Origin of the sequence: Enterobacter sp. AG326 (genome assembly GCF_004362415.1) — a bacterium.
In the GTDB taxonomy this organism is placed as follows: domain Bacteria; phylum Pseudomonadota; class Gammaproteobacteria; order Enterobacterales; family Enterobacteriaceae; genus Enterobacter; species Enterobacter asburiae.
Map to the genome: position 1 here is coordinate 54,481 of NZ_SNXG01000006.1, position 23,957 is coordinate 78,437.

Genomic DNA, 23,957 nt, shown 5'->3' on the forward strand with positions numbered 1-23,957 from the left:
GGGCACAAAAGGGGGGGCTTATAAAGATGAAACAAGAAAAATGCATGTTTATCAATGGTTTTATGTTGTTTGTTATGTTCATGCTATCGCACTGTTTCAACCTGCTTTTAAACACTATGCCGATGCGCTGCATCCCCTCATGCGAGCGAATATCTCGCCCGGCAGCCTGATTTATTTCCCACTTTTTCACGTCGATAATTTTACGCAGCGTTTGCAGACTCCGGCCGCTACCTGCAGGTTGTTTGCGGTATGCCTGTTCGGCCTGCCCGGTCCGTGGTTCGACAACCGACAGATTTTCGCCATCCATTGCGTTCGGATGGGGCGCTAATGTGGGCTGTCTGTCATCTTCCGCAAGCAGTGTGCTTTCTTCTCAGCGTGCAGAACCCGTTGCTTACAGCCACACAGCCGGCCATGCCATTTCGGGCGTGCTGACGACATCCGGTGACCTTCGCAATGACCTGCCTCTGTCCCTTCAAATCCGACTCCGATACATTCTGTCCCGGCAGTTGAAACTCCCGCGATATCAGGTCCGCCAGGCGGCACCGGCCCAACATGCCCAGGCCGCAAAAACCATCAACAGCAAAACTGCAGGTCGACTGCTGGCCACGGGCGGGATCTATCACGGCAATATCGAGGGATTCCATCAGACCGCGCAGCAGCTCGGTGGTAATGCAGCGGCGAGTGAGCTTAGCAATCTTCATGTATAAACTCTACAAGCACCTTGACCATGCAATCGTCTTGTTAAAAGGCGGTGATTTACCATAGCGTTAGTTTCCGGTGCCGACCTGATACTTAATCATTTAAAATCAGCGCGTCGGTGTCGACACCTTTCCTGATATCATCGAAAGTGTCGGGTGCAGTAATATCTCTAACTCCGAATGTCTCGACGTCATGCAGCAATCGGCAACAGATGGCTACCAGCGTGAATAAACGGGACGTGATCACGCTCGACAACGGTCTGGTGCTGAATAAAATTGGTCCAGAGGAGACGGCCGAGTAATCAAACACCTACAAAGTATTGGATTATACCGACTTGGTTCGACCCCCGTTATTGCATCATTTTATAAAACGTTCCTCAAATTTCCTTTTCAAAGAGACATTTGGTGAGTCAACCATTAACTTCCCCAGATTGGTTTGGTAACTCATCACACAACTCCTGCAACTCATTAAACATCCTTGCCACATGGAAACCATCGCATACCGAGTGATGTACCTGCACCGCCATAGGCAACAACACTTTCCCATCCTGTTCGTAGTATTTTCCAAACGTGAACATAGGGGAAAAGAAGTTCTTCATGTGCGCAATGTTCATAGTAAAGTTCGTAAACGTTACCCAGGGAATAGACGATACGAAAAAGACATTTTCCCGGGACTCTTCCTTAGGCCAGTAAGAAAGGTTATTGCCATAGCGCGCAACGTCTTCTGCATAGGTGTTCTGGAAGTGCTGAATATTGCCGTCGAAGTGGCTCCACAATGACGAAAAGGTCTCTGTTTCAGGGTGGAAAATGGTATAGCTTGGATGAATTTCATTCCATATGACAAGCTCATTGTCCTTCATGGCCATACGGAATTCCGGATGCCGGTTCATGATTTTAGAGAGGAGGAAAATAATCGTTGGGTAAAACTTCCAGCCGACATTTTTGATATGCTTTCGCAGCGCGGTGATGTCGATCAGAACCGTTTGGTTAATTGTACACTCGGCAAATGACTGGAATACTTCAAAATGCTCCTTCCTGGCCCAACGAGATAAATCAACAGGCGTATATTCCGGGGCTGTTTTTTTCATTGTTTAACCTTTGATTATCAATCGCCTAAAGGGTTTTGGGCCAGAAAAAGCCGCGCAACCATTTCAACCGTATCTAATCTTCCTGTCAATCTCAGCCTGTGGTTTTCCGAACAGATATCCCTGCACGAGATCGCAGCCAAGCGCCTGAAGACGTTCAAGCTGCGCTTCGGTTTCAACACCTTCTGCAATTACCCTCATATTGAGGCTCTTCGCCATGCCGGTTATCAATTTAACGATATTAAGGGCATCATCCTGCGTGGATATCGGGTTCACAAAGGATTTGTCGATTTTAATTTTGTCAAAATTCAGTTCACTCAGACGTGAGAGCGACGAATAACCCGTTCCGAAATCATCGATTGAAATTCTTACACCCAGCGTTCTCAGCTTTTTGAGAATAGTGAGCGGCGTGTTGCTGTCGCTGAAGAGCGATGACTCCGTAACCTCTAATTCAAGACGGTTTGCCGGAAGTCCAGTCTCCTTCAGGATGGACTGTACCATCGCCGTAAATGATTTCGTGCCCAGCTGAACAGGTGAGACGTTCACAGAGATCCTTGCCGGAACCGCCCAGGAAACCGCTTCCCGGCAGGCAAGCTCAAGCACATTTTTGCCGATCTGGTTGATCATCCCCGTTTTTTCAGCGACAGAAATAAAGTAATCGGGTGACAGTATCCCCTTCACCGGGTGTATCCAGCGAATAAGCGCTTCATAGCCGTAAATTTCATTGCTGAATGAATCGACAATAGGCTGGTAATAAACAACGAATTCATGGTTATCGATCGCCAGTGCCATATCATGTTCAAGGGTTCGGCTTTCCTGTAACTTTTGCAGCATCCACTGACGGAAAACTTTTATCTGCTGTGAACCCTCTTTTTTGGCTTCGTAGAGCGCCAGATCGGCAAATTTATAAAGATAATCAGAGCGCCGCTCATTATCAGATAATACGATACCCACGCAGGTGGCGATTTTTATCAGCTGGTTATTAATCGTATAGGGCTGGCTGATGTGTTCGCTGATTTCTTTGGCGCGCGAAACGGCTGCTGTTTCGGTGAGCCCACTGGACAGAAGGGCAAACTCGTCTCCGCCCAAACGGTAAAATGTATCCGTGGCGCTGCTCATTGAGGTGAGGCGTCTGGATACCTGATTCAACAGCAAATCTCCGGCATCATGGCCATAGGTATCGTTGACCTCTTTGAACCGGTCTAAATCAAATAACATCACCGTGACGGGGATGTGGTTTTTATCTGCCTGAAGATTAATTTTGTTGAGATCGTCCCAGAAGAAAAGGCGGTTTTTCATGCCGGTGAGGGAGTCATGATAAACATCATACTCAAGCTTCGAGTTTTGAATTTGCAGCGTTTCTTTTGATATCTGCAGTTCGTCAGCAAGGCTTTTAACCTGCATGTGTGCTTTGAGAATGTTTTTATTCTGGTAGATCATTAAGAAACCAAGAATAAAGCTTAATATCACCAGGAGTAATGAAAGTGCGGAGTAAATATAGTAAAGGATCTGTATTTTATGGTTGGATTCATTAACCGTGTTAATATCTTTCGTCAGTGCCGTTGCAGAAAGCTGGCTCAGCGGCGCGTCGAGATCATGCATATTTGTCAGGTATGCCTGTAACTCTGGATGGCTCATTTTTTCAAGATGGCTATCCAGATAGGTCAGTATTTTCTCTAAGCGCAAAGCAAGCTCCTGATGCGCTTTATCGCTGTCAATATAGCGACCTAAATCTCCACCCTTCATTAAATCGCTCTGGCTGAGCATAATTTCGAGACGCATGCGGACCTGGTCTATCGTAACGTCATCGGTATCGGTTGCGTATAGACCAAGCCATGATTCAAAACGGTAATACTCTGATACCAGTTGTGCCACGGACCAGGACTCGGTGTATTGAGTCAGTTTTTGCAATTCCTGCTGTCGATCGTAAACAAGGAATGCAATATATCCTGTCGTGATAAAAAGAGAAAAAATGATACCAACCAGTATCCTGTTCATTATGTTCTCCTGAACGACTACTCAATCTTCATTTTGCTAACCTGCCATGCTGAACGCGAGTAATAAATCTGATTATTCAACTCAGGAAGACTGTCATAGGGGTATACAATGAATGATGGGCCTTTATCGCGGATGCGCATATATTCGCCATTGATCTTCAGGGCAAGTATGGCGTTGTATTTTTTAAAGTCGCTGAGAGGGATCACGGTAGAGTAATCATTGAGCGCAATAACATTAACGTTAGTTCCCTTCGCACCCACATAATCCATGAGTTTATTCATGGGAACACCCTCAAACTTCGTACGACCGTTATACCAGGGAGATGTCGTCTCGAAACTCACCACACCCAGTTTTTCAAGGCTGGCGAGATCAAACACTGCTTTTCCATTTTCATTGGTATTTTCTATATTACCGTAAATCGTTAAAATGGGTTTACCAACTGGTTTTGGCAGTTCGCCAGCCCAGGTTACACTTTGTACGAGACAGCATAACAGCAGTAGGGTTAATCGCATTTTGGCCTCCACTTTTTAACAGAAGTATAAGAATTATAATTTAGATATCACACTAGTTTATATATTTTGTTGAGTAGTAATGGTTTTTAGAATTTTTACTGATTTAATCTCAATTAAATCAATTACTTAGTGATTTGTGTTGAACGGGTGTAGGACAGTGTGATGACGCTTAACTTTTTGAGAAAAGCTAAAGTTGCTTGCATAAGCTCTCATGTGTTTAAAAAATGATCGCTTTAATTGATTGTAATCATCTTACACCACTGATTTTACCCGTGATGAAACGGCGAGCATGCAACCGCTCAGCATGGGTATCGCCCTCATGAAAGCGGCGCGGCCGGCGCTGTGCACAATTCGTCCACCTCACGTGAAAAGCCACTGGTTACGCAGCTCCCGACGGGATGAATACTATCCTGCCGGTTTGCGCGGGTAACACGCCTGCTAAAAACGCTAACGCCTCCAGAATGAGCTTTTTCTTATGCCATGGCAGAAAATGTAAATAATGAAGAGAAAGGGGTGTGAGATATTATCGATGAGATCGTCAGTTTACGGTTTCAATCTGTGTCTGAATAATTGCCTGATTTTTGGACGCTTCTTCCACTGGGAAGCGTCCACTTTTTTCTGCCAGCAAAATGATATATATCCGGCATGTTTAAAATAGCATTTATTCACTTTTTTGACGCAGGAGTCCTCTGTGCTATATGTAAACCGACTAAAATAGCAATCATTGTTCCCATATAGAATTGACCCATCACCGCTTCAAGCATCGCCAGATTACGTGCAAAAGGATGTATTGCCAGAATATCTCCATAGCCAAGGGTGGTTAGCGTGGTGAGGCTGAAGTAAAGCATCGTTTCAATTGAGTTATCGTCCGATATTCCTGTATATGCATCTGGAATGAATCCCACCAGTAAACAGTCCAGTAGCGCAAACAAAAGTGAGATATTCAGATAGATAACCATGGCGCCGCGAATGCGATGCAGCGTCACAACACCCTCATCGAAAACCTGTTTCGCCACAATCCAGCTAACGTTGAGACAGAAAAAAATCCCTGACAGGAGAACCAGTACCCCTGTGGTTTTGTGCGTGGTCGTTGTTGACCCGACGGCCAACCCGACCAGACAAAAAGAAAAACTGAGGATAGCCAGATACCTTTTTATATCCTTCGAAACAATGAATACCGAAATCAAGGCCATTGCTGAGAACAGCGCATTGTTAAGCCAGTGATAGTTTTTATGTTCGCTCTCCGTAACGGGTGAAATGATAAAAATGGTTAAAACCTGCAGTATTAGAAGAATGGTGAGACAAACATCCTTATAATCGCTATTCTTTTCAATAAGACATTGAAAGTCACTCATTTTCATGATGTTAACCTGAATTTAGAGTTTTTATATATGTCACATCCGGAATGTTAATCAGCCGGGATACGGCTTGTGGCTTATTTCGTTATTTGCCTGATGGTTTCAAATCAGGAAGCCCGTCAGCCATGTTCTGTCAGGATGATTTTCAGGTAATTGTTCAAGGATATGAATTAACGTATTCTGGTTGTCCTGTCCGCTGTTGATAAATCTAAAGAAATTGCTGTCACATTTGCTTTTGTGATATTGCATTTTATAGAACTCTTTTTTCCTTAAAAAAGTACGTTCTAGCCAGTTGAACTTTTTTATTTCCCTTTCAAGGTATTTCATTTCGGAAATTGAAAGAAATATTTTCTTGTACAGAATATCCCGACTGCCCGGCGTATATGATTTACTGTCCATCAGATTTTCTCTGTTTTTTTGATACTCACGTCCTTGTGCTGAATAAATATCAGTGTCCTACAGACGCGGCATCCACCACGCGCGAAGGTTTAGGCGCTAATGCAATTGCAAATGCAGCGATAAAAAATATCACGCCGATCGACATCATCAGATTATTGGTCGACAGCATCATGCTCTGGCTGTTTACCATCTTGTCAAAAAGCTCGCGCACAAATTGTCCACCTTGCTGAGGGGCCGAACTAATGTAGTGCGAAAGATCGCCAGTAGGGTCGACGACGGACGCCAGTTTGTCATGTGCTATATAGCGCTGGTCCTGCCATGACGTCGTTACGAGCGATGTGGCAAACGCACCCGATAACGTTCGAACAAAGTTCATTAGCCCCGCGGCTGAAGCCATTTCCGTTTCATCTACAGAGCCCATTGCAAGCCCCGTAATAGGGACATAGTACAGCGGCATGCCAACGCCCATGAATAACAAAGGTACGCAGATGGACCAGTAGTCCATATCGGTCGTCGCATAGGATCGCCAGAAGGTGTCGAGACCCAGCCAGGCGCAGCCAAAGAAGATAAGTATGCGCGGATCGATTTTGTTAGAAAGGTTAGCGGCAACCGGAGAAAATACTACCTGCAGAAGTCCGCCCCAGGCCACCACAATCCCTGCCCATGTTGTTGTATACCCTAAGTTATATTGTAGCCACAAAGGCGTGAGGACATTCAGACCAAAAAAACATCCAAACGCGAGTGCGAGCACAAACATGCTGGCCGAAAAACCGCGATGGCGAAACACTCTGATATCGACAATCGGATGTTCAGCGGTCAGCTCCCAGATACAGAAACTTAAAAAGCCAATACAGGCAATAATCGCCAGAACGCAAATTTCCTCTGAGGCAAACCAGTCAAGGTCTTTCCCTTCATCGAGCATGATCTGCAGGGCACCAACCCAGATCACCAATAAAATAAACCCAACGATATCAATAGAGTTATTAACCAGCGTATCTTCGAAGATTTTCAGTACTGACCACGCCACGACTGAAAAAGCGATTGCCATCGGAACGTTGATGATAAACACCCACGACCAGCTGTAATGATCGCAAATCCATCCGCCAAGAACCGGGCCTATCACGGGCGCGAGCAATGTTGTCATCGCCCATAGTCCCGTCGCCTGCATGGATTTTTCTTTCGGGAAAATACGCAGCAGTAACGTTTGTGATAAGGCCATCAGGGGGCCTCCCGCCATGCCCTGAAAAACCCTCATCAGCAGCAGCATTCCCAGCGAAGTGGAAAGGCCGCAAAGCAAAGAGAAAATACCGAACATGAACACGGAAACGGAGAAAACGCGCACGCCGCCGAACCGTGTTGTTAACCATCCTGATAGCGGCACCGTGATGGCTTCAGCCACGGCATAGGCCGTGATGATCCACGTGCCCTGGCTGGTTCCTGCGCCCAGGGCACCAGCCATGTTGGGTTGAGTGACGTTTGCAATGGTCATGTTGAGCACGGCTAAAAAGTTAGCCATTGCAAGTACCAGGGCACCAATCCATAACATACCGCCTTTCAGCGAAGGCGGCTGATTATCGATAACTAATGTAGACATGGCCTGGTTTCCGTTATTCACTTTTTAAGTTAACTGTCGCTTTCATGGACAGACCAACCCGCAACGGATGCGCTGCAAGCTCATCAGCATTGAGTTTGATGCGCACCGGCAAACGCTGAACAACCTTAATCCAGTTACCCGTTGCGTTCTGCGCAGGAATAATTGAAAACGCTGCGCCGGTGCCGCCATCAAAGCCTTCTACCGTTCCATGGAAAGGCACGCTATCGCCATACAGATCGCTTACCAGTTCTACCTTCTGTCCCACTTTTACATGCTGGAGCTGAACTTCCTTGAAGTTGGCATTGACGTGAATTTGCTGCACCGGCACCACGGACAGTAACGGTGTGGAAGGCTGGACGCGTTGTCCAAGCTCGACCTGGCGACGAGCAACCACGCCATCGACAGGCGAACGGATCACGGTTCTTTCCAGATCCAGTCTGGCCTGATCGCGCTTGGCTCTGGCGAGAGCAACTTCCGGGTTGGTTTCGGTATTTGCATCCTCAATCATCACGGCATTTGCCTGTCTTGCACCCACCGCCGCCTGTCTTGCCGCATCTGCTTGCGCCACGGCGGCTTTAGCGGCATTCAGGTTTGCCAGTGCGGAAGCGTAAACGTTTTGAATTCGCGTCAGTTCGTCGCCTGAAATCGCGCCCGTCTGCATTAACGCTTCGCGTCGCTTGAGGTCAACCGTCGCGCGCTGGAAGTCAGCGTTTGCGGCATCAACCTGGGCCAGCAGGCGTTTTTGCTCTTTTTCATTCGCCACAACTTCTGCGCCGAGTTTTGTGTCGGTGGCCTTATATCCATTTACCCGCCGAATGGCCAGGTTCAGGTTTGCTTCCGCCTGATTAAGCGCTAACTCTGCGTCAGTAGGATCCAGCTGGATCAGAACATCACCTTTTTTTACCACCTGAGAATCCGTGACCAGGATGGCACTGACCGTACCGGTGATCGCGGAAGAGAGCTGAGCGGACTCAACATCGGTATAGGCGTTATCGGTTTCAACATATCGGGAACCCACTAATTCCCAGTATGCGAACGAGCCTGCGCCAGCCAGCGCGATGCTTAATGCGAGATAAGAGAATAAACGTTTTCTTTTTTTCTTTTTGATATCGGATGATTCAATATTTTGATTTTCAATAGCTGCAGAATGACTCATTTTATTTCCTTTCTTTCCACTATTTAGTAATTAACCTGGTGTTAAAAAATCACTGTTTGCTCGAGGTATATCCGCCGCCTAATGCGCGCGCTAATGCGACGTCAATCGTAAAGGCGCGAGAATTTACATCGGCTAATTTTCGGCGGGCCGCGACCAGCTCATCTTCCGAGGACAACACGTCCAGATAATCAGCGACCTTTCCTTCATATCTTTGTTTGGTGAGGGAATACGCTTTTTCTGCCGACGTGACTGCTCCCTGGGAATAAAGCATCTCGTCTTTCAGTGAGGCTCTGCTGGTGAGCGCATCGCTCACTTCACGAAGTGCATTCGTTAACGTGTCGTTATAAACCTGCACCGCAATGTCATATTCACCGCTGGCGTATTTCAAATCACCCTGGAGCTTCTGCGTATTAAATATTGGCAACGATATGGCCGGGCCAAAGCTGCCAATTGCTGAGCCACTCCGGGTAAGGTTGTTAATACCCAGTGACTGGAACCCGGCAAAGGCAACCAGATTAACGCTTGGGTAAAAACCGGCTTTTTTCTGTTTGATTTGCTCTGCTGCCGCCTCGGCGCGTAAACGTGCCGCGACTATATCAGGACGGCGACCAATCAGATCCAATGCAATATTCTGAGGAAGTTCCTCATGCGCTAAAAGCGTTGCCTTAGGCGCGGTGATTGCCAGCGATCTGTCAGGCCCATCGCCGATCAGTGCCGCGAGCTCATGTTTTTTGATCGCAATAGCTTCATCTATTGCCACCAGGTTTGCTTTTGCGTTGAGTTGACGCGTCTCGACCTGTTGAAGGCTGGATAAATCTTCAAGCCCCGCGTCATGTCGTTGCTGGAACAACGCGAGCGTACTGGTTCGTATAGTGAGGGTGTCGTTAAGCGTTTCGCGAACGGTGTATAAATGCGCCAGCTCCGCGTAAACGGTAACAATAGAAGAAGAGAGCACCAGCCTTGTTTGTGCTTCTTCCGCTACAGCCGCCATTTCACCAGACGTCGCAGCCGCGAGCGCTGCGCGGTTTTTACCCCAAAAATCAATTTCCCAGCTCATATCAAGCGTGGTGCGCCCGTAGCTGTTCCAGTTTTGAGGCGTTGCGCTTTCAGGCGTCACATAGTTGTAACTCATTTTGTCCCGCATAAAGCTGGCGTTTGCGGTGACCTCAGGGAAAAGCGATCCGCTCGCGCTTTGCGTCATCGCCTGCGCCTGCTTCACGCGAGCTTCGGCGATGTTAAGCGTAGGGGAATTTTTAAGCGCGTCATCAATCAGCCCGTTGAGCTGCTCGTCACCGTATTTCTTCCACCAGTAATCTTTCGGCCACTGGCCGTTCTGGTGTGGGAAACTTTGATCGCTTTTAAGTTGTGAGACCGTCTTCATAGACGGTGGGGTGCCAAGATCGGGGATTATGGCGCATCCGCTCATACTGATGGCGGAAATGACAACACAGCCCATCACTATGCTGGACCGGGTTAAACCGGAAATACGACACCCCAGGAGTGTCTCCTGAAAACCTTTCATCAGTACGCTCGTCATGCTGTTCATAGAGAAGTCCAAATACAGTACCGTACAGTACGGTACACTTTATATCTTGACTTCTGAGCGCCGTCAAATGAAAATGTACTCGTCAGTACGATTACGAACCCTACTATCTGACGTGATTCCGAAATCAGAGAACAAAAAGTGTTGGCCCCGGCCAGGCACCTAAACTAACGAGGAAACATATGGATAAAAGAGCGCTTAAACGGCAACAGATTCTGGAAGTCGCATCCGGACTGTTTCGACAAAAAGGATTTGATGCCACATCTATCTCAGAGATTAACGCGATTGTTGGTGGCTCAAAATCGACAATTTACAGTCACTTTTCTTCGAAAGAAGAGCTATTTGTAGAATGCATGTCTTCAGAAACTGAACAGTATATAAAGAGCATGACTATTGAAACTGCGGGGCAGGTGCGCCTTTTCAGAAAATCACCACAGCTGGTCATCGAGCAATTTGCCGTTGCCTTTTTACGCTATATTTGCTCTCCGGATATTGTGGATTTGCAAAGATTAATGATTTCCGAGGCCGGAAGATCGGGTATCGGAGAATTATATTATGCGCGAATGCAAAAATTGCGTTCAAATGTTTCGGCGCTTTTTACCGATTTAATGAATCAAAATATTTTAAGAAAAGATGATCCTGTGCTGGCGGCTGAGTATTTTCGTTCTCTTCTCCAGGCCGACATACTGGAACCCTTGCTTTTAAAAGCAAGAAAGGATCAGCCTGACGAAAGTGAAATCGTCATGAAGGCGCAAGCCTCCGTTAATGCATTTATGAAACTGTATGGTCCTGAAAAAATTGAAGATGTAGCAAAGACATCTTTATAAAATACAGTAAGTGTTCTTTCACCCTATTATTAGGGTGATTTTTCTTTTGGGAATATTTATTTTCAATTGTCATTGGATGACTTTGCCAGCGGCCTTCTTGTAAATAAAATTTCGTGGATACTTATGTGTATAAAGTTTACTCTCTTAAAAGATCGTGAAGCTGTAATTAAGTCTCTTACTCACTGGATTGACTCGAATTTATACCGGCCCATTACCGTTTTAGATGTGGCGCGGAAATCCGGTTATTCACTGGCTTACATTCAACGGAACTTTCGCCAGGAGTGTGGCATAAGTATAGGTCTCTATATCCGAAGCCGGAAACTTGAAAGGGCCGCGCATATGCTCAGACATACGCAGCTCTCTGTTTCAGATATATTCACGATGTTAGGATACGAGGAGCCGTCAACGTTCAGCAGAGCGTTCTCGAATCAATATGGGCTCTCCCCAACCAAATACCGCGAGCTGGCTAAAAAAAGTCACTACATGAATGGGTTGTCGATGTTGATTACTGAGGTAACGCGCGAATAAAGCGATAATCCGCTAACCCGCCTCCAGCATCCCAAAGCTCACAATCCGCGCGCGGCCCAGCTCTTTCGCCCGGTACAAGGCCACATCCGCGGCGCGCAGCAGGTTGTCAGTCTGGGCATGTTGCGGGTAGCTGGCAATGCCAATCGACACATCCACCGGCCCAATCTCGGTCAGCCCGTAGCGAAGCGACAGCTCATGCACGCTATTGTAAATCTTCTGCGCGCAAGCGTGCGCCTCTGGTTCATCGGCTCCGGGAAGCAGCACCAGAAACTCTTCGCCCCCGTAGCGGAATGCGAGCCCGTTATCATGTGCGGCCCGCTGAACAATTGACGCCACGCTTTTAATCACCTGATCGCCCGCTTCATGGCCGAAGCGGTCATTGATGCTCTTGAAGTGATCGATGTCGATCATCATGCAGCTTAACGGCTCGCCGGTACGCAACGCCTGTGCCGTTTGGGTTTGCAGGGTATCTTCCAGATGATGACGATTACGCAGGCCGGTGAGCGGGTCGAACAAGGCTTTTTCCAGCAGCGCGTCGCGCAGACGCTGGTTGGCCAGCGCCAGCCCGAGCGCTTCGGCCATCAGTTCCAGATACGCGCGGGAAGGGGCGTTGTCCGTCGTAATATTCTGAAAGGAGAGCAGGCCAATGGCCTCGCCCTGGGCGATAAGCGGCACGCACAGCGAGCTATCCGCCTGGGGGGCCGGAAGATGATAGCAGGCGATATCCGGCTCACCGTTTACCGGCGGGTGGCTCTGCCCGCGGCGTACGGCCCAGCACTCGTCAGGATGGAAGCTCGTCTCTTCACCAACCGGTGAAAGCCATTGCGCGACGCAGCGCATCTGCCACGGCTCCCGGTCAAGGACGTAAAGTCGGCCCGCGATCCCCGGCGCGATATTAGGCGCAAACAGCTCCGCCACGTTAATCACATCGTTAAAGTTCTCACACCCCTGCAGCCGCTGGGTCATGCGCGCCAGCAGCTCGCGGATGGCCCAGTCGGCATCGCGCTCTTTTTCCAGACGCTGTCGCGCCAGGCCGTTTTCGCGGAAGATGCGGATGGCCTGGGCCATGTCGCCAATCTCATCAATCTGGTTGAAATTGGGCGTTTCAACCGCGTAATCCTGGGATGCCAGGCGGTGCACCACGTCGCTCAGGCGCACCACGGGACGCAGCACGCGGCGCTTCAATATAAAGCCGAGAACAAACAGGAACAGCAGGGCGGTCAGGCCGACCATCAGCTCAGACGCCGTACGCAGCGCTTTCGATTTTTTTGTCGCGTCCTGAACGGAGGCGATGACGCGTTTGTCGAGTATCTGGCGGAAGTGATCGATCTGGTTCTGCGCGCGCTCCAGCTCCTGCTCATAGGGCGCACCGTAGAGCAGCGCAACGGCTTGTGCGTCTTCTCCTCGTTCAAGGCTTGAGAGGGCGGTTTGCTGTTCGTCCTGCAGCTCATCGATAATTTTTATGCCTTCGCGCAGCAGGGACAGCTCATCATCCGATGCGCCGTTGTCCCGCAGCTTTTCAAGCCGGATTTCAACGCTCTTCAGGTTGTTTTCTGACTGGCTATATTCCTTTAACGTTTGCGGATCTTTTTTGATGACGTAAAGGCGTGCTAAATCCGACTGCGCCCAGGCATCGGTTTCGATATCTTCCGTAAGCTCATCAAAACGCTGGCGTTGTTCAACGGCCTGACGTTCAGCAGTGTCAGCACTGGACGCCATCAGCATGATAATGCCGGAGGCGATGGTCAGGCAGACCGTGGCACCATAGGCCCAGTTTGTAATCGTTGCGATTCGCACCTGATGATCCTTTTACGACATGAGTAGGATGGCGTTCTTTCAAATTATAGAAAACGTTTGATTTAAGGCGAAAAAAAAGGCGGCACAGCGCCGCCTGGTGTGGTCTATATCGTCACATCCTCACAATTCTGGAGGATTTTTTCCTTCTTCGATGAAGTCGGGGTCCAGCTCTTCGGCGTTACCTTCGTGATCGCGCCCTGAGAAGAGGTTCCAGCAGGCGATAAACAGCGCGGCAATGAGCGGCCCAATCACAAAGCCGTTAATGCCGTACAGCTCCATGCCGCCGAGGGTGGAGATCAGAATCAGGTAGTCCGGCATTTTGGTGTCTTTCCCGACCAGCAGCGGGCGCAGGATATTGTCCACCAGCCCGACGATAATCACGAAGAAGCCGACAATAAACAGCCCTTGCCACAGCTGGTGGGTGGCGAACAGGAAGATGGCGGCGGGCACCCAGACTATCGCCGAGCCGATGGCGGGCACCAGTGAGAGGAAGGCCATCAGCGCGCCCCAGAGCACGCTGCCGTCAATACCGGCAATTGCAAACGCAATCCCGCCGAGGATGCCCTGAACCACCGCCACCGCCGCCGTACCTTTTACCGTGGCACGCGACACGCCGACGAATTTGGCGAACAGGTGCTGCTTGGCGAAATCAGACAGCGGCAGGGAGTCGAGGATTTGGCGCACCAGATACGGGCCGTCTTTCAGCAGGAAGAACAGCAGATAAAGCATGATGCCGAAGCTAATCGCAAAGCCAAACGTTCCCTTGCCAATCAGAAACGCGCTGCCAGCGAGATATTGCCCGCCCTGCAGGGCGACGTCGGAGAGTTTTTTCTGGATCTGCGCCGCGTTGGTCAGGTTGTGATCCGCCAGGAAGCCGCTGGCCCAGTCAGGCAGATGGTTGAAGATGCTCGCCACCACTTCCGGAAACTGGGTGTTGTTCTCCTGGAGCTTCGTGTACACCATGTTCAGCTCAATGGCGAGCGAGGAGAGGATCACCATCAACGGGATAAAGACGATCAGGCAGATAATGCCAATGGTCAACAGCGAGGCAAGCCCGTTGCGATCCCCCAGCGCGGCGCGCAGCCTGTTTTTTACCGGGTTGAAGATGACGGTCAGAATGGCGGCCCAGAGTATCGCGGAGAAGTAGGGCGACAGCACGTCGAAGAAGGCCCAGGTCACAAGGGCGAGAATGAAGATAAAGAAACCTTTGGTCAGTCCGTTAAAGCGCATCAGTCAGTCCTGGTTACTAAGAAACTGTGTCGACTATAGAACTGATTGTGAGAATTACCAACCTTGCGCCGGGTAGCGGCTGCGCCTTAACCGTCCTGCGGGCAGTGTTGCGGTATGAATCTGCTCTTCACGGATACCACTTTCGACTGACCGAAGATCGCCTTTTCCCGCACCATGCTGTAAGTATCTGCTTGCGGAGGTGCTTATGGCCTGGCGTCCGATTCTCTATGTGATCCTCACCACCCACCCCAGACTCAGCGCGAGGCGTGCCCGTTTGCGTCTGGTCATCTAGCTTTTTATTAACAATCGCGGTATAACACACCTTCTTTGGATGTTTAGATGTCCATACGTATAGAAGGTAATATGCAAACACAACAAGAAAATGGGCAGCTTAAGCGCACCATGAAAACACGCCACCTGATTATGCTCTCGCTGGGTGGCGTGATTGGGACAGGGTTATTCTTCAATACCGGATACATCATTTCAACGACCGGGGCGGCGGGCACGCTGCTGGCGTACCTGATAGGCGCGCTGGTGGTCTGGCTGGTGATGCAGTGTCTGGGCGAGCTTTCCGTGGCGATGCCGGAAACCGGCGCGTTCCACGTCTATGCCGCCCGCTATCTTGGCCCGGCGACGGGCTACACCGTGGCGTGGCTCTACTGGCTCACCTGGACGGTGGCGCTTGGCTCCAGCTTCACCGCCGCGGGCTTCTGTATGCAGTACTGGTTCCCGCAGGTGCCCGTCTGGGCCTGGTGCGTGGTCTTCTGCGTGGTGATTTTTGGCCTGAACGTCATCTCGACGCGCTTCTTTGCTGAAGGCGAATTCTGGTTCTCTCTGGTCAAAGTCATCACCATCATCGCCTTTATTATCCTTGGCGGGGCGGCGGTCTTTGGCTTTATCCCGATGCAGGACGGTTCCCCCGCGCCGGGGTTAAGCAACATCACTGCCGAAGGCTGGTTCCCGCACGGCGGCCTGCCGATCCTGATGACCATGGTGGCAGTGAACTTTGCCTTCTCCGGGACGGAGCTTATCGGCATCGCGGCGGGCGAAACGGAAAATCCGCACAAGGTGATTCCGGTTGCGATCCGCACCACCATCGCGCGCCTGATTATCTTCTTTATCGGCACCGTATTTGTGCTGGCGGCGCTGATCCCGATGCAGCAGGCGGGCGTGGAAAAGAGCCCGTTCGTGCTGGTGTTTGAAAAGGTCGGTATTCCTTACGCGGCAGACATCGTTAACTTCGTGATCCTGACGGCGATCCTCTCGGCGGCGAACTCGGGTCTGTACGCTTCCGGGCGCATGCTGTGGTCGCTGTCGAATGAGAAAACGCTGCCGCGCTGCTTTGCCCGCGTGAACAAAAACGGCGTGCCGCTGACGGCGCTCTCGGTTTCTATGCTCGGGGGCGTATTGGCGCTGTTCTCAAGCGTTGTGGCCCCGGACACGGTGTTTGTCGCGCTCTCGGCGATTTCTGGCTTTGCGGTGGTGGCGGTGTGGATCAGCATCTGCGCGTCGCACTTTGTTTTCCGTCGTCGCCATCTGCAGTCCGGCCAGCCGCTCTCTGCGCTGCAGTACCGCGCGCCGTGGTATCCGCTGGTGCCGGTGCTCGGTTTTATCCTCTGCGTGGTGGCCTGTGTCGGCCTGTGGTTTGATCCGAGCCAGCGCATTGCCCTTTATTGCGGGCTTCCGTTTGTCGCCCTGTGTTATGGTGCGTACTACCTGACCCGAAATATGACATCGCAGGAGCCTGAACATGTCGCAGAATAATCCGCTTACCGCCATCCTTGAAAAGCAGCCGTTTGTGGTGCTGGATGGCGCGATGGCGACGGAGTTGGAAGCGCGCGGCTGTAACCTGGCAGACAGCCTCTGGTCAGCCAAAGTGCTGGTGGAAAACCCGGAACTCATCCGTGAAGTGCATCTTGATTACTATCGCGCGGGCGCGCAGGTGGCGATCACCGCCAGCTATCAGGCCACACCTGCGGGCTTTGCGGCGCGAGGGCTTGACGAGGCGCAGTCCCGCGCGCTGATCGGTAAAAGCGTGGAGCTGGCGCGTAAGGCGCGCGAAGCGTATCTGGCTGAAAACCCGCACGCGGGCACGCTGCTGGTGGCGGGCTCCGTGGGGCCGTACGGCGCGTATCTGGCGGATGGCTCAGAGTATCGCGGCGACTACGTGCGCAGTGCGGAAGAATTCACCACCTTCCACCGCCCGCGCGTGGAAGCGCTGCTGGATGCGGGCGCTGACCTGCTGGCCTGCGAAACGCTGCCTTCGTTTGTGGAGATTAAGGCGCTGGCGGCGCTTCTGACCGAGTACCCCCGCGCCCGGGCGTGGTTCTCCTTTACCCTGCGGGACAGCGAACACCTGAGCGACGGTACGCCGCTGCGTGAGGTGGTCAGCGCGCTGGCAAACTCTCCGCAGATTGTCGCGTTGGGCATTAACTGCATCGCACTGGAAAACACTACGGCGGCGCTGAAGCATCTGCAAAGCCTGACGTCGCTGCCGCTGGTGGTCTATCCGAACTCGGGCGAGCATTATGATGCGGTCACCAAAACCTGGCATCACCACGGTGAAGCGTGCGAAACGCTGGCGGGGTATCTGCCGCAGTGGTTGGAAGTCGGGGCCAAATTAATCGGTGGATGCTGTCGCACCACGCCCAAGGATATTGCTGAGCTGAACGCGCAGCGCTGAGTGCTTTGCCGGGTGGCGGCTACGCCTTACCTGGCCTACATCTAAGGTTTCGTGCGCCTGATGCCCTCACCCTGACCCTCTCCCACGGGGAGAGGGGGAAAAAAACAACTGCACAAAACCAACTATCCTTTCCCGCTTTTTATCTAAAAACGAATCGTTATGAGCGATTCATTTTTATTCCTTTATCAAAATTCCCGCGCCGGAAATACTGCCCTCATAACAACAAGGGGAGCAGGCACTATGGCAATTTCATCGCGAATCACACTTCTCGGCGCACTGGCGCTGTGGGCTTTTCAGGCGCAGGCGGTGGACGTCACCGTCGCGTATCAAACCTCTGCGGAACCGGCGAAAGTCGCGCAGGCGGACAACACCTTTGCCAAAGAGAGCGGCGCGAAAGTCGACTGGCGCAAGTTTGACAGCGGGGCGTCCGTCGTGCGTGCGTTAGCCTCCGGCGACGTGCAGATCGGCAATATCGGCTCCAGCCCGCTGGCGGTTGCGGCCAGCCAGCAGGTGCCGATCGAGGTTTTCCTGCTCGCCTCGCAGCTCGGTAACTCCGAAGCGCTGGTGGTGAAGAAGAACATCACCAAACCGGAAGATCTGATCGGCAAACGCATCGCCGTGCCGTTTATCTCCACCACCCACTACAGCCTGCTGGCGGCGCTGAAACACTGGGGCATCAAGCCGGGTCAGGTACAAATTATCAACCTGCAGCCGCCGGCGATTATCGCGGCCTGGCAGCGCGGGGATATTGACGGGGCCTACGTGTGGGCACCGGCAGTGAACGAACTGGAAAAAGACGGCACCGTGCTGACCGACTCTGAAAAAGTGGGGCAGTGGGGCGCGCCAACCCTCGACGTGTGGGTAGTGCGCAAAGACTTCGCCGAGAAACATCCTGAGGTGGTGAAAGCCTTCGCCAAAAGCGCGATTGATGCCCAGCAGCCGTACATCTCTAACCCGGATGAATGGCTGAAGCAGCCCGCCAACCTGGAAAAACTCTCCCGCCTGAGCGGCGTGCCGGAAGCGGACGTGCCGGGTCTGGTGAAAGGCAATACCTATCTGACCCCCGCGCAGCAGGTGCAGCAGCTGACCGGGCCGGTAAACAAAGCGATTGTGGATACCGCCACCTTCCTGAAAGAGCAGGGCAAAGTGCCTGCGGTGGCGGCGGATTACAGCCAGTACGTGACCGATCGTTTTGTGAAATAAGGAGTCCGCCATGCTGAATATTACGAACCTGTACGCCGATTACGGTGGTAAGCCCGCGCTGGAGGACATCAACCTGACGCTGGACAGCGGTGAGCTGCTGGTGGTGCTGGGCCCGTCCGGGTGCGGAAAAACCACGCTGCTGAATCTGATCGCCGGGTTTGTCCCTTATCAGCATGGCACCATCCAACTGGAAGGCAAAAAGGTGGAAGGCCCGGGCGCCGAGCGCGGCGTGGTCTTCCAGAACGAAGGATTGCTTCCCTGGCGCAACGTGCAGGAAAACGTGGCGTTTGGGCTGCAGCTTGCGGGTATCAATCGCCAACAGCGGCTGGAAACGGCGCGGACGATGCTGAAAAAAGTGGGGCTGGAAGGGGCGGAAAAACGCTTTATCTGGCAGCTTTCCGGCGGTCAGCGGCAGCGCGTAGGTATTGCCCGCGCGCTGGCCGCGAATCCGCAGCTGTTGCTGCTGGACGAGCCGTTCGGGGCGCTGGATGCCTTCACCCGCGAGCAGATGCAAACCCTGCTGCTGCGCCTGTGGCACGAGACGGGCAAGCAGGTGCTGTTGATTACCCACGATATCGAAGAGGCGGTGTTTATGGCGACGGAGCTGGTGCTGCTCTCGCCGGGGCCGGGCCGCGTGCTGGAGCGTTTGCCGCTGGATTTTGCTCGCCGCTACGTCGCGGGAGAACCCGTGCGCAGCATCAAATCCGATCCGCTGTTTATCGAACAGCGTGAATACGTCTTAAGCCGCGTGTTTGAACAACGGGAGGCTTTCTCATGAGCATCGTCTTCAGTGAAAAAACGCGCCGCACGCGTCTGGCGCTGCGCTGGCCTTTCTCGCGCCAAATCACGTTGAGCGTCGGTACGCTGCTGGTGCTGCTGGCGGTGTGGTGGGCGGTTGCTGCCCAGCAGTGGGTCAGCCCGCTGTTTCTGCCGCCGCCGGGCCAGGTGCTGGCCAAACTCATTACCATCGCCGGGCCGCAGGGCTTTATGGATGCCACGCTCTGGCAGCACTTAGGTGCAAGTCTGGCGCGTATTCTGGTGGCGCTTCTGGCTGCCGTCATCATCGGCATTCCCGTGGGCATTGCGATGGGGCTTAGCCCGACGGTGCGCGGTATTCTCGATCCGCTGATCGAGCTTTACCGTCCGGTGCCGCCGCTGGCGTATCTGCCGCTGATGGTGATCTGGTTCGGCATCGGTGAAACGTCAAAAATCCTGCTGATTTATCTGGCGATTTTCGCCCCGGTTGCCATGTCGGCGCTGGCGGGCGTGAAGAGCGCCCAGCAGGTGCGGATCCGCGCGGCGCAGTCGCTGGGTGCCAGCCGCACGCAGGTGCTGCTGTTTGTGATTTTACCGGGCGCGCTGCCGGAGATTTTAACCGGGCTGCGCATCGGCCTCGGCGTGGGCTGGTCCACGCTGGTGGCGGCAGAGCTGATTGCGGCCACGCGCGGCCTTGGCTTTATGGTGCAGTCGGCGGGAGAGTTCCTGGCGACTGACGTGGTGCTGGCAGGGATCGCGGTGATCGCCGCGATCGCCTTCGGATTAGAACTGGGGCTGCGCGCGTTACAGCGTCGCCTGACGCCCTGGCATGGAGAAATACAATGAGTGAACGTCTGACCATTACCCCGCTGGGGCCGTACATTGGCGCGCAGGTGTCGGGCCTGGATGTGACCCGTCCGCTGAGCGATAACCAGTTTGAGCAGCTGTACCACGCGGTGCTGCGCCATCAGGTCGTTTTCCTGCGCGAACAGGCGATCACCCCGCAGCAGCAGCGCGCGCTGGCCCTGCGCTTTGGCGATCTGCATATCCACCCCGTCTATCCACATGCGGAGGGGGTGGAAGAGATTATCGTTCTGGACACCCACAACGATAACCCGCCGGATAACGACAACTGGCACACCGACGTGACTTTTATCGAGACGCCGCCCGCCGGGGCGATTCTGGCGGCGAAGCTGCTGCCGGAAACCGGCGGCGATACGCTGTGGACCAGCGGGATTGCGGCGTATGAGGCGCTCTCCGCGCCGTTCCGGACGCTGCTGAGCGGGCTGCGGGCGGAGCACGACTTCAAAAAATCATTCCAGGAATACAAGTACCGCAAGAGTGAAGAGGAACATCAGCGCTGGCAGGAGGCGGTCGCGAAGCATCCTCCGCTGCTGCACCCGGTGGTGCGGACCCATCCGGTCACGGGCAAGCAGGCGCTGTTCGTGAACGAAGGGTTCACGACGCGCATTGTGGACGTGTCCGAGAAAGAGAGTGAGGCGCTGCTGGGATTCCTGTTCGCGCATATCACTAAGCCGGAGTTTCAGGTGCGCTGGCGCTGGCAGGAGAACGACCTGGCGATCTGGGATAACCGCGTAACGCAGCACTATGCCAATGCGGACTATCTGCCGCAGCGCCGGATTATGCAGCGGGCGACGATTTTGGGGGATAAGCCGTTTTATCGTGCGCCTTGATCCCCTCACCCTAACCCTCTCCCCAAAGGGGCGAGGGGACTGCCCGGTGCGTTTTTCACCCTCTCCCTTTTAGGGAGAGGGCTGGGGTGAGGGTATTAAATGCGCCTCAATATACCGCTGATAGCGGTTCGCCTTCAGGTAACACAAATCCACCAGCACCAGCCCGTCGACGCAGTCGTTAAATGCCGGGTCGCTGCCGAAATCAATAAACTGCACGCCGCCGGGTTCACAAAGCTCGGAATACTGCTTGTAGAGTGGCGGAATGCCGCAGCCCAGATTGCCGAGCAGGGATTTCAGCTTTGTCAGGTCGTCCACGTAATCCACGCCGCCAAACTGCGCGAGCACGTCCGGCAGCGATGCGGGATACGGCTGACGAGACGCGGCCAGCGGATGCGTCGCCGGGAACCACAGGCGGTAAAAGGCCACCAGCAGATCCCGCGCGGCAGGCGGTAAGCCGCCTGAAATCGAGACCGGGCCAAACAGGTAGCGATAGTGCGGATAACGCGCCAGGTAGGCCCCAATGCCGGACCATAAATAATCCAGGCCGCGGCGTCCCCAGTAGCGCGGCTGAATAAAGCTGCGACCCAGCTCAATGCCATGCTCCAGCACGTCCTGCATTTTGTCGTCGTAGTGGAACAGGCTATAGCTGTACAACCCCTCCAGACCGCGACGTTCAACCTGTCTTGCGGTCGGCATAAAGCGGTACGCGCCGACGATCTCCAGATCTTCATCATCCCAGAGGATCAGGTGCAGATAATCGTCATCGTAGCAGTCGGTGTCCCGGCGCTTGCCGCTCCCTTCCTCCACCGCGCGAAAGGCAATCTCGCGCAGGCGGCCCAGCTCGCGCAGCAGCGGGGCGTCTTCCTGCCCGTTGCGCTGCCAAAGATAGATGGTTTTACCGTCGCTGGTATTGCCCAGACATTCGGCCTGCGCCAGCGCGCGTTTCAGGGTTGCCCGGTCTTCCGGACGGGCAATGGCGCACTGGGTTTTAAAGACGCCAGGCACTCCCTTGCCAAGACGCATTACGTGCTGACGGCACTGTTCGGCCATCTCACGCGATGAAAGGGTGGCGCTATGCCAGTGATGCCACGCAATCTGCTGGCCGATCTTAATCGGCAGCTGGCTATGGCGACGGCGGAACATCTGCTGCATGAGCAGCAGCATTGACAGCGTCGGGGAGACCAGCGTGCTGGCATAGAAGAGCAGGCTGTTATGCGCCTGAATATGCACCGGCAGCAGCGGGGCGCGCAGCTTGCTGGCGAGTTTGATAAAGCCAGAGTGCCACTTTTTGTCGCGAATGCCTTTGCGCGTGGGGCGGGAAACTTCTCCGGCCGGGAAGAAGATCAGCACGCCCGCGTTTTGCAGATGCTGTTCCATCTGCACCAGCGACGATTTCGCCGTCCTGCCGCCCATATTATCCACCGGAATAAACAGCGAGCTGAGGGGCTCAAGGTGGGTCAACATCCTGTTGGTGACGACTTTAACATCGCGTCGCACGCGGGAAACGGCGTACATCAGCGCCAGACCGTCCAGCGTACCCGTCGGGTGGTTGGCAATAATGACCAGCGGGCCATGTTCAGGGATTTGTTCAAGATCGCGGGCGGAAACGGTGCAGAGAATATCAAGGTGTTCCAGAACTTGCTCCACCATATCCAGTCCTTTCAGGTGGCGGTGTGCTGCTGCAAATTGCTGAAATTCGTCTTCGTAAAACAGTCTTTTTAACAGACTTTTTTGCCAGGGTGCAGGCCTCGCCTGAGGCCAAAGATCGTCGAGAACGCTATCGAGGCTAAACATGATTACTCCTCCTGCCGTCTTGCGAAGACAGTAGAAGGCGCAGATGTCGGTTGTATTGCAGTTTGGTGAAGATTAGCGCAGAGAGCAGGCCGGGTAAGGCGAAGCCGCCACCCGGCGCTAAAGCGGATTAACGCAGAATTTTCTTCTCGGCCAGATCCAGCGCGAAGTAGCTGAAGATCAGATCCGCGCCTGCGCGTTTGATGGCGCCGAGGCTTTCGAGGATCACTTTCTCTTCGTCAATCGCACCGGCCAGCGCGGCGAATTTGATCATCGCGTACTCGCCGCTGACCTGGTAAGCGCCCAGCGGCAGCTCGGTGCGCTCGCGGATGTCGCGCAGGATATCAAGGTACGCGCCCGCTGGTTTCACCATCAGGCAGTCTGCGCCCTGGGCTTCATCAAGCAGGGATTCACGAATCGCTTCCCGACGGTTAAGCGGGTTCATCTGATAGGTTTTACGATCGCCCTTCAGCGCCGTGCCCGCAGCTTCACGGAACGGGCCGTAGAAGGAGGAGGCAAATTTGGTGGAGTAAGACATGATGGCGGTGTCGGTAAAGCCCGCCGCGTCCAGCGCTTGACGAATCGCCTGAACCTGTCCATCCATCGCCGCAGATGGCGCGATGAAGTCCGCACCGGCAGCGGCAGCGACTACAGCCTGCTTGCCAAGGTTCAGCAGGGTGGCATCGTTATCCACGCCGTGATCGCACAGCACGCCGCAGTGGCCGTGAGAAGTATATTCGCAGAAGCAGGTGTCTGACATTACTACCATTTCCGGCACGGTCTCTTTGCAGATGCGGGACATGCGGGCGACGAGGCCATCTTCTTTCCACGCGTCGCTGCCGGTGGCATCGGTATGGTGAGAGATGCCGAAGGTCATCACCGAGCGGATCCCCGCGTTGGCGATGCGTTCAATCTCACGCGCCAGATATTTCTCCGGAATGCGCATGACGCCCGGCATGGCTTCGATGGCTTTGTAGTCATCGATCTCTTCTTCGACAAAAATCGGCAACACCAGATCGTTTAAGGTCAGGGTTGTCTCTTCAAACATAGCGCGCAGTGCAGGTGTCTTGCGCAGGCGGCGGGGACGTGCAATTAAATCGGTCAT

21 protein-coding genes and 1 pseudogene are annotated in these 23,957 nt (G+C 53.2%); 8 read left to right on the top strand and 14 right to left on the bottom strand.

Annotation, left to right across the window (positions count from 1 at the left end; translation table 11 throughout):
- Positions 1–97: 97 nt before the first annotated feature.
- The 10 genes and pseudogenes from DFO52_RS23325 to DFO52_RS17505 all read right to left on the bottom strand — a co-directional run.
- A pseudogene (locus DFO52_RS23325) lies at positions 98–262 on the bottom strand (phage polarity suppression protein); the annotation flags it as partial.
- A gap of 79 nt (positions 263–341) precedes the next feature.
- On the bottom strand, positions 342–701 hold the full coding sequence (locus DFO52_RS23125) for a hypothetical protein (RefSeq protein WP_166642368.1): 360 nt from the start codon (positions 699–701) through the stop codon (positions 342–344).
- A 407-nt stretch (positions 702–1,108) separates the two neighbouring features.
- Positions 1,109–1,786 (bottom strand): type A chloramphenicol O-acetyltransferase, encoded by a 678-nt coding sequence (gene catA, locus DFO52_RS17470; RefSeq protein ID WP_047648612.1) that lies wholly within the window; start codon positions 1,784–1,786, stop codon positions 1,109–1,111.
- A gap of 63 nt (positions 1,787–1,849) precedes the next feature.
- A complete protein-coding gene (locus DFO52_RS17475; RefSeq protein ID WP_047648611.1) occupies positions 1,850–3,781 on the bottom strand; it encodes a GGDEF domain-containing phosphodiesterase in 1,932 nt (643 codons plus the stop codon).
- 17 nt (positions 3,782–3,798) lie between these two features.
- The gene (locus tag DFO52_RS17480; protein ID WP_045356353.1) at positions 3,799–4,293 is read right to left on the bottom strand and encodes a molybdopterin-dependent oxidoreductase; all 495 of its coding nucleotides are present in this window, start codon (positions 4,291–4,293) and stop codon (positions 3,799–3,801) included.
- 665 nt (positions 4,294–4,958) lie between these two features.
- Positions 4,959–5,654: a potassium channel family protein gene (locus tag DFO52_RS17485; RefSeq protein ID WP_029739726.1), complete on the bottom strand. Its 696-nt coding sequence runs from the start codon at positions 5,652–5,654 to the stop codon at positions 4,959–4,961.
- A 99-nt stretch (positions 5,655–5,753) separates the two neighbouring features.
- The gene (locus tag DFO52_RS17490; RefSeq protein WP_029739727.1) at positions 5,754–6,050 is read right to left on the bottom strand and encodes a hypothetical protein; all 297 of its coding nucleotides are present in this window, start codon (positions 6,048–6,050) and stop codon (positions 5,754–5,756) included.
- Positions 6,051–6,099: 49 nt separating this feature from the next.
- On the bottom strand, positions 6,100–7,644 hold the full coding sequence (locus DFO52_RS17495) for a DHA2 family efflux MFS transporter permease subunit (protein WP_047742743.1): 1,545 nt from the start codon (positions 7,642–7,644) through the stop codon (positions 6,100–6,102).
- Positions 7,645–7,657: 13 nt separating this feature from the next.
- Positions 7,658–8,800 (bottom strand): HlyD family efflux transporter periplasmic adaptor subunit, encoded by a 1,143-nt coding sequence (locus tag DFO52_RS17500; protein ID WP_047648609.1) that lies wholly within the window; start codon positions 8,798–8,800, stop codon positions 7,658–7,660.
- 49 nt (positions 8,801–8,849) lie between these two features.
- Positions 8,850–10,346 (bottom strand): efflux transporter outer membrane subunit, encoded by a 1,497-nt coding sequence (locus DFO52_RS17505; protein ID WP_133550855.1) that lies wholly within the window; start codon positions 10,344–10,346, stop codon positions 8,850–8,852.
- A gap of 179 nt (positions 10,347–10,525) precedes the next feature.
- On the opposite strand from DFO52_RS17505, the gene DFO52_RS17510 reads away from it, so the two are divergent.
- Together DFO52_RS17510 and DFO52_RS17515 are read left to right on the top strand one after the other, a co-directional pair.
- Positions 10,526–11,170 (top strand): TetR/AcrR family transcriptional regulator, encoded by a 645-nt coding sequence (locus DFO52_RS17510; protein ID WP_048975098.1) that lies wholly within the window; start codon positions 10,526–10,528, stop codon positions 11,168–11,170.
- A gap of 123 nt (positions 11,171–11,293) precedes the next feature.
- Positions 11,294–11,698: a helix-turn-helix domain-containing protein gene (locus tag DFO52_RS17515; RefSeq protein ID WP_133550856.1), complete on the top strand. Its 405-nt coding sequence runs from the start codon at positions 11,294–11,296 to the stop codon at positions 11,696–11,698.
- Between the two features lie 12 nt (positions 11,699–11,710).
- On the opposite strand, the gene DFO52_RS17520 is transcribed toward DFO52_RS17515, so the two are convergent.
- Both DFO52_RS17520 and DFO52_RS17525 read right to left on the bottom strand, forming a co-directional pair.
- Entirely contained in the window at positions 11,711–13,495 is a 1,785-nt protein-coding gene (locus tag DFO52_RS17520) for a diguanylate cyclase (RefSeq protein ID WP_133550857.1), read from the bottom strand.
- Between the two features lie 120 nt (positions 13,496–13,615).
- Positions 13,616–14,725 carry an AI-2E family transporter gene (locus DFO52_RS17525; protein ID WP_029739734.1) on the bottom strand — a complete coding sequence of 370 codons (1,110 nt, stop codon included), beginning with the start codon at positions 14,723–14,725 and terminating at the stop codon, positions 13,616–13,618.
- A gap of 363 nt (positions 14,726–15,088) precedes the next feature.
- Between DFO52_RS17525 and mmuP the strand changes: the two genes are divergently transcribed.
- The 6 genes from mmuP (at position 15,089) to tauD (ending at position 21,061) form a co-directional block, all read left to right on the top strand.
- On the top strand, positions 15,089–16,489 hold the full coding sequence (gene mmuP / locus DFO52_RS17530) for an S-methylmethionine permease (protein WP_023334652.1): 1,401 nt from the start codon (positions 15,089–15,091) through the stop codon (positions 16,487–16,489).
- Positions 16,476–17,408, top strand: coding sequence for a homocysteine S-methyltransferase (mmuM, locus tag DFO52_RS17535; RefSeq protein ID WP_133550858.1), 933 nt, complete (start codon positions 16,476–16,478; stop codon positions 17,406–17,408). Before mmuP ends, mmuM begins: the two co-directional genes overlap by 14 nt.
- A 240-nt stretch (positions 17,409–17,648) precedes the next feature.
- Entirely contained in the window at positions 17,649–18,611 is a 963-nt protein-coding gene (gene tauA / locus DFO52_RS17540; protein WP_023293188.1) for a taurine ABC transporter substrate-binding protein, read from the top strand.
- A gap of 10 nt (positions 18,612–18,621) precedes the next feature.
- Positions 18,622–19,389: a taurine ABC transporter ATP-binding subunit gene (tauB, locus tag DFO52_RS17545; RefSeq protein ID WP_133550859.1), complete on the top strand. Its 768-nt coding sequence runs from the start codon at positions 18,622–18,624 to the stop codon at positions 19,387–19,389.
- Positions 19,386–20,213 carry a taurine ABC transporter permease TauC gene (tauC, locus tag DFO52_RS17550; RefSeq protein WP_010427972.1) on the top strand — a complete coding sequence of 276 codons (828 nt, stop codon included), beginning with the start codon at positions 19,386–19,388 and terminating at the stop codon, positions 20,211–20,213. Before tauB ends, tauC begins: the two co-directional genes overlap by 4 nt.
- Positions 20,210–21,061 carry a taurine dioxygenase gene (gene tauD, locus DFO52_RS17555; RefSeq protein WP_059346232.1) on the top strand — a complete coding sequence of 284 codons (852 nt, stop codon included), beginning with the start codon at positions 20,210–20,212 and terminating at the stop codon, positions 21,059–21,061. The genes tauC and tauD overlap by 4 nt, the downstream gene beginning before the upstream one ends.
- Positions 21,062–21,130: 69 nt before the next feature.
- On the opposite strand, the gene DFO52_RS17560 is transcribed toward tauD, so the two are convergent.
- Both DFO52_RS17560 and hemB read right to left on the bottom strand, forming a co-directional pair.
- Entirely contained in the window at positions 21,131–22,855 is a 1,725-nt protein-coding gene (locus DFO52_RS17560; protein ID WP_133550860.1) for a lysophospholipid acyltransferase family protein, read from the bottom strand.
- Between the two features lie 127 nt (positions 22,856–22,982).
- Positions 22,983–23,957 carry a porphobilinogen synthase gene (gene hemB, locus DFO52_RS17565; RefSeq protein ID WP_029739739.1) on the bottom strand — a complete coding sequence of 325 codons (975 nt, stop codon included), beginning with the start codon at positions 23,955–23,957 and terminating at the stop codon, positions 22,983–22,985.

Coding starts and splice junctions, on each gene's coding strand:
- mmuP (WP_023334652.1), top strand. CDS start 15,089: ATGCAAACACAACAAGAAAATGGGCAGCTTAAGCGCACCATGAAAACA.
- hemB (WP_029739739.1), bottom strand. CDS start 23,957: ATGACCGATTTAATTGCACGTCCCCGCCGCCTGCGCAAGACACCTGCA.
- DFO52_RS17480 (WP_045356353.1), bottom strand. CDS start 4,293: ATGCGATTAACCCTACTGCTGTTATGCTGTCTCGTACAAAGTGTAACC.
- DFO52_RS23125 (WP_166642368.1), bottom strand. CDS start 701: ATGAAGATTGCTAAGCTCACTCGCCGCTGCATTACCACCGAGCTGCTG.
- DFO52_RS17500 (WP_047648609.1), bottom strand. CDS start 8,800: ATGAGTCATTCTGCAGCTATTGAAAATCAAAATATTGAATCATCCGAT.
- tauD (WP_059346232.1), top strand. CDS start 20,210: ATGAGTGAACGTCTGACCATTACCCCGCTGGGGCCGTACATTGGCGCG.
- DFO52_RS17515 (WP_133550856.1), top strand. CDS start 11,294: ATGTGTATAAAGTTTACTCTCTTAAAAGATCGTGAAGCTGTAATTAAG.
- DFO52_RS17490 (WP_029739727.1), bottom strand. CDS start 6,050: ATGGACAGTAAATCATATACGCCGGGCAGTCGGGATATTCTGTACAAG.
- DFO52_RS17510 (WP_048975098.1), top strand. CDS start 10,526: ATGGATAAAAGAGCGCTTAAACGGCAACAGATTCTGGAAGTCGCATCC.
- mmuM (WP_133550858.1), top strand. CDS start 16,476: ATGTCGCAGAATAATCCGCTTACCGCCATCCTTGAAAAGCAGCCGTTT.
- DFO52_RS17475 (WP_047648611.1), bottom strand. CDS start 3,781: ATGAACAGGATACTGGTTGGTATCATTTTTTCTCTTTTTATCACGACA.
- tauC (WP_010427972.1), top strand. CDS start 19,386: ATGAGCATCGTCTTCAGTGAAAAAACGCGCCGCACGCGTCTGGCGCTG.
- DFO52_RS17560 (WP_133550860.1), bottom strand. CDS start 22,855: ATGTTTAGCCTCGATAGCGTTCTCGACGATCTTTGGCCTCAGGCGAGG.
- DFO52_RS17525 (WP_029739734.1), bottom strand. CDS start 14,725: ATGCGCTTTAACGGACTGACCAAAGGTTTCTTTATCTTCATTCTCGCC.
- tauA (WP_023293188.1), top strand. CDS start 17,649: ATGGCAATTTCATCGCGAATCACACTTCTCGGCGCACTGGCGCTGTGG.
- tauB (WP_133550859.1), top strand. CDS start 18,622: ATGCTGAATATTACGAACCTGTACGCCGATTACGGTGGTAAGCCCGCG.
- DFO52_RS17495 (WP_047742743.1), bottom strand. CDS start 7,644: ATGTCTACATTAGTTATCGATAATCAGCCGCCTTCGCTGAAAGGCGGT.
- catA (WP_047648612.1), bottom strand. CDS start 1,786: ATGAAAAAAACAGCCCCGGAATATACGCCTGTTGATTTATCTCGTTGG.
- DFO52_RS17505 (WP_133550855.1), bottom strand. CDS start 10,346: ATGAACAGCATGACGAGCGTACTGATGAAAGGTTTTCAGGAGACACTC.
- DFO52_RS17485 (WP_029739726.1), bottom strand. CDS start 5,654: ATGAAAATGAGTGACTTTCAATGTCTTATTGAAAAGAATAGCGATTAT.